This is a genomic window from Streptomyces sp. YGL11-2 (assembly GCF_050054615.1).
Classification (GTDB): Bacteria; Actinomycetota; Actinomycetes; order Streptomycetales; family Streptomycetaceae; genus Streptomyces.
The window spans coordinates 148,165-152,560 of record NZ_JBNHIN010000007.1; the positions used below are offsets into that span (position 1 = coordinate 148,165).

Sequence of the window (4,396 nt, forward strand, 5' to 3'; positions counted from 1 at the left end):
CCGCACCCCGGGCAGGGGTGCGGCACTCCGTGCGTACCGGTCCGGCTCAGTGGAAGAAGTGCCGGGTCCCGGTGAGGTACATCGTCACGCCGGCCTTCTTCGCGGCCTCGACGACCAGCTCGTCGCGGATCGAACCGCCCGGCTGGACAATGGCCTTGACCCCGGCTGCGATCAGGATCTCCGGGCCGTCGGGGAACGGGAAGAACGCGTCCGACGCCGCGTACGCGCCGCGCGCCCGCTCCTCGCCCGCGCGCTCGACGGCGAGCTTGCAGGAGTCGACGCGGTTGACCTGCCCCATGCCGACGCCCACCGACGCGCCGTCCTTCGCCAGCAGGATGGCGTTGGACTTCACCGCGCGGCACGCCTTCCAGGCGAACGCCAGCTCCGCCAACTCCTCCGCCGCCAGGGCCTCTCCGGTGGCGAGGGTCCAGGTGGCCGGGTCGTCGCCCTCGGCCTGGAAGACGTCGGTGTGCTGGAGCACCGCGCCGCCCGACAGGAACTTCAGGTCGCCGGGCTGGTGCGGGCGGCCCGCGACCTTCAGGACGCGGATGTTCTTCTTGCGGGCGAGGATCTCGACCGCACCGTCCTCGTACGACGGGGCCGCGATGACCTCGGTGAAGATCTCCGCGACCTGCTCGGCGAGGGCGACGGTCACCGGCCGGTTCACCGCGATCACGCCGCCGTACGCCGACACCGGGTCGCAGGCGTGCGCCTTGCGGTGCGCCTCGGCGACGTCCGAACCGATCGCGATGCCGCAGGGGTTGGCGTGCTTGATGATCGCGACGCAGGGCTCGTCGTGGTCGTAGGCGGCGCGGCGGGCGGCCTCGGTGTCCACGTAGTTGTTGAAGGACATCTCCTTGCCGTGCAGCTGCTCGGCGTTGGCGATGCCGCCCGGCTGGCCGTTCACGTAGAGCGCGGCACCCTGGTGCGGGTTCTCGCCGTAGCGCAGGGTGCTGCGGCGCTCCCAGGTCCCGCCGAGGAACTCGGGCAGCGCGGCGTCCGCCTCGGGCGCGTAGACGTTGGTCATCCAGGAGGCGACGGCGACGTCGTAGGCGGCGGTGTGCTGGAACGCCTCGGCGGCCAGCCGCTTGCGGGCGGCCAGGTCGAAGCCGCCGCCCTGCACGGCCGCGAGGACGTCGGCGTACCGCTCGGGGCTGGTGACCACGGCGACCGAGGGGTGGTTCTTGGCGGCGGCGCGGACCATCGAGGGGCCGCCGATGTCGATCTGCTCGACGCACTCGTCGGGGGTGGCACCGGAGGCGACGGTCTCGCGGAACGGGTAGAGGTTGACGACCACCAGGTCGAACGGCTCGACGCCGAGGTCGGCCAGCTGCCGCCGGTGGTCCTCAAGGCGCAGGTCGGCGAGGATGCCGGCGTGGACCTTGGGGTGCAGGGTCTTGACCCGGCCGTCGAGGCACTCCGGGAAGCCGGTGAGCTCCTCGACCCTGGTGACCGGCACCCCGGTGGCGGCGATCTTCGCGGCCGTCGACCCGGTGGAGACGAGCTGGACGCCCGCCGCGTGCAGCCCCTGGGCCAGCTCCTCCAGCCCGGACTTGTCGTAGACGCTGACCAGAGCGCGGCGGATGGGCCGCTGCGTACCTTCGGTGGCGGTCACGAGATACGTACCTTTCGTCCCTCTATGCGGTAGCCGTGACGGGCCAGACGCCCCACGACATCGACGAGCAGCGATCGCTCGACTTCCTTGATGCGCTCATGCAGCGCGGATTCATCGTCCTCGTCCCGGACCTCGACCACGCCCTGCGCGATGATCGGGCCGGTGTCGACGCCGTCGTCGACGAAGTGGACGGTGCAGCCGGTGACCTTCGCGCCGTACGCGAGCGCGTCGCGCACGCCGTGGGCACCGGGAAAGCTGGGCAGCAGCGCCGGGTGGGTGTTGACCGTCCGGCCGCCGAACCGGGCCAGGAACTCCTTGCCGAGGATCTTCATGAAGCCCGCCGAGACCACCAGGTCGGGGGCGTGCGCGGCGGTCGCCTCGGCGAGCGCCGCGTCCCACGCCGCCCGGTCCGCGTAGTCCTTGACTCGGCACACGAACGTCGGCAGCCCGGCCCGCTCGGCGCGCTCCAGACCGGCGATACCGGTCCGGTCGGCGCCCACGGCCACGATCTCGGCGCCGTACTCGGCCGCGCCCTGTGCGGCGACGGCGTCGAGCAGCGCCTGGAGGTTGGTGCCCGAACCGGAGACGAGGACCACGATCCGGGCCGGGGCGGGACGATCGGGAAGAGAGGAGGGGGCCACGATGGGGGTCTTTCTCGCGGTCGTAAGGGCGGGTCTTGAGGTGCGATGTGGGAGTTGTACGGTCGCACAAAGCGAGGGGTTGCGTGAATACGGGGAACCCTACGAACGAGCCGACCGTCAGCAACGATACCGGCACACCGAGCGGCCCCCGCGGGACGGGGGCGGGCACGGGAGGTAGCGTCGGGCGGGAGAACGCACGCAGTTCATGGTGACCGTCCCCCCGGCCGACCCGCCGGACGGACGCCCGAGACAAGGGGAAGACGCACTCCAGATGCCGGACCGACGCCGCCGCGCGGCTCTCCTCCTCCCTACCCCGGCCACCGCTGGGAGGGGACCCCAGCCCGCCACCGCCCGTGGAGCGGTCCTGCTGCCGCGTGAGCGCAAGTCGTCGTCCTCCCCGGACTCGCCGTCCGCCGGTACGCCCGGCGCCGCCGGCACCCCCGCACCCAAGGGATCCCCCGCCCCCGACCGGGACAACCCCTTCGCTCCGCCGCCCGCCGGCGCCCCCGACCAGGAGTGGCGCCCCCGCACCCCGGCCGGGCGCGGGCAGGCCGACGGCAACGGCAACGGCGGCGGCGACCAGGAGCAGCAGGACGGGCCCCCGGCCTGGGGCAGCCAGTGGAGCAGCCGCCAACCGGGCCGGCAGAGCGGCGAGTTCGGCAGCCGGCCGGGCCGCGGCGGCCCGCAGGGCGGCGGCCAGGGCGGGCCCGGCACCCCGGGCGGCCTGCGCTGGGACCCCACCGACCCGGTCCAGCGCCGGGCGCGCTACGCCCTCCTCGCCGGCATGTGGGCGTTCTTCTTCGTGCTGTTCAGCCTGCCCGAGGTCGCGCTGCTGCTGGCCTCGCTGTCCCTGTACTGGGGCATCAGCTCGCTGCGCGGCAAGCCCGACCCGGCGAAGGCGCGGGCCGCGGCGGCCACCGCCGCCATAGAGGGCCGCCCCTCCCCCGCCGGCCCGCCCCCCGCGCCGGGCTCCACCCGGCCGCAGACCACCGCGGCGATCGCCGGCCTGGTGACCGCCTCGCTGGCGCTGATGATGGTGGCCGCGACCTTCACCGTCCAGATCGTCTACCGCGACTACTTCTCCTGCGTGAACGACGCGCTGACCCAGTCGGCCAGCAAGTCCTGCGAGAACCTCCTCCCGCCGCAGCTCCGACCGCTGCTCGCCCAACAGCAGCAGTAGGCACAGGCCCGGACGGGGCGTCCGCGGTCAGCGCTCCCGCCCTCCGTCGGAGACCGGTACACCGTCGGAGAGCGGTACGTCGTCGGCGACCGGCACGCCGTCCGAGAGCGGTACGGCATCGGAGGCCGGTACACCGTCGAAGACCGGTACGGCGTCGGAGACCGCTGCACCGTCCGTGAGCGATACGTCGCCGGAGACCGGTAGACCGTCGGAGACCGGTACGGCGTCGGAGGCCGTTACGGCGTCGGTCGCCGGGGTCCGGCGGCGGCGGAGGGGGAGGCGGGGCATGGCAGGGCGGGGTACGAAGCGGCGGATGCTGAGCCGGCCGGCCGCCGCGCGGCGGTCGGTGTGCCGGTGCCAGGCGCGCAGCACCAGCGCGCCCGGGACACCGAGGAGCGCCGTCCAGCCCGCCGCCGCCAGGCCCGTGAGCCACCAGCTCGGGCCGAAGGCGGCCAGCGCGCCGTTGCCCATCGCACCGCCGGAGAGTCCGGCCAGCACCGCGAGCACCGCGCCGCAGAGCGCCGCCGACAGGGCCGCCACCTTCACGGTCGCCCAGCACGCCCGGTGCCCGTCGGGAGCCGCGTACCGGGCGAGCACCGCGCCGGCGGCCACCGGCGCCACCGCCGCCGCCCAGGTCAACGGGGTTCCCGGGCCCGGGTCCGGCATACCGCTGAGGAGCGGGAAGGGTGGCAGCGAGGGGTGCGCGGAGGTGCCCAGCGGCCCGACCGCGCTGCCCGCGCCGAGCGTGAAGCCGGGCCCCAGCCCGTACGCGGCGCCCCAGACGGCCGCGTTGGGCAGGAGCGTGAGGCAGAGCAGCAGCACCGTGCAGCGCCCGGCCCAGTCCGGCGCGAGCTGGAGCAGGTCCCGGCAGAGCCGATGAGGGTGCACGGCGAGCCCGAGGAGGGTGAGCAGGACTCCGGCGGCGAGCAGCGCGACGGTGGCGGCCGCGGGCGCCCGGCA

At 74.5% G+C, this 4,396-nt stretch carries 4 protein-coding genes; 1 reads left to right on the forward strand and 3 read right to left on the reverse strand.

All coding sequences use genetic code 11. The features are described 5' to 3' along the window. Window positions 1-46: 46 nt before the first annotated feature. Both purH and purN read right to left on the reverse strand, forming a co-directional pair. Complete coding sequence (gene purH / locus ACO1BR_RS11045; protein WP_426794853.1) at window positions 47-1,615, reverse strand: bifunctional phosphoribosylaminoimidazolecarboxamide formyltransferase/IMP cyclohydrolase; 1,569 nt, start codon at window positions 1,613-1,615, stop codon at window positions 47-49. Then, window positions 1,612-2,256 (reverse strand): phosphoribosylglycinamide formyltransferase, encoded by a 645-nt coding sequence (gene purN / locus ACO1BR_RS11050; protein WP_426794854.1) that lies wholly within the window; start codon window positions 2,254-2,256, stop codon window positions 1,612-1,614. The genes purH and purN overlap by 4 nt, the downstream gene beginning before the upstream one ends. Window positions 2,257-2,527: 271 nt before the next feature. Between purN and ACO1BR_RS11055 the strand changes: the two genes are divergently transcribed. Continuing rightward, window positions 2,528-3,436: a hypothetical protein gene (locus ACO1BR_RS11055; RefSeq protein WP_426794855.1), complete on the forward strand. Its 909-nt coding sequence runs from the start codon at window positions 2,528-2,530 to the stop codon at window positions 3,434-3,436. Window positions 3,437-3,463: 27 nt separating this feature from the next. Here ACO1BR_RS11055 and ACO1BR_RS11060 read toward each other — a convergent pair. After that, window positions 3,464-4,396 (reverse strand): DUF6350 family protein (locus ACO1BR_RS11060; RefSeq protein WP_426794856.1); only part of this gene is annotated, 933 nt, incomplete at its 5' end.

Excerpts from the sequence above, each read along its gene's own strand:
- ACO1BR_RS11055 (WP_426794855.1), top strand. The coding sequence starts at position 2,528 with ATGCCGGACCGACGCCGCCGCGCGGCTCTCCTCCTCCCTACCCCGGCC.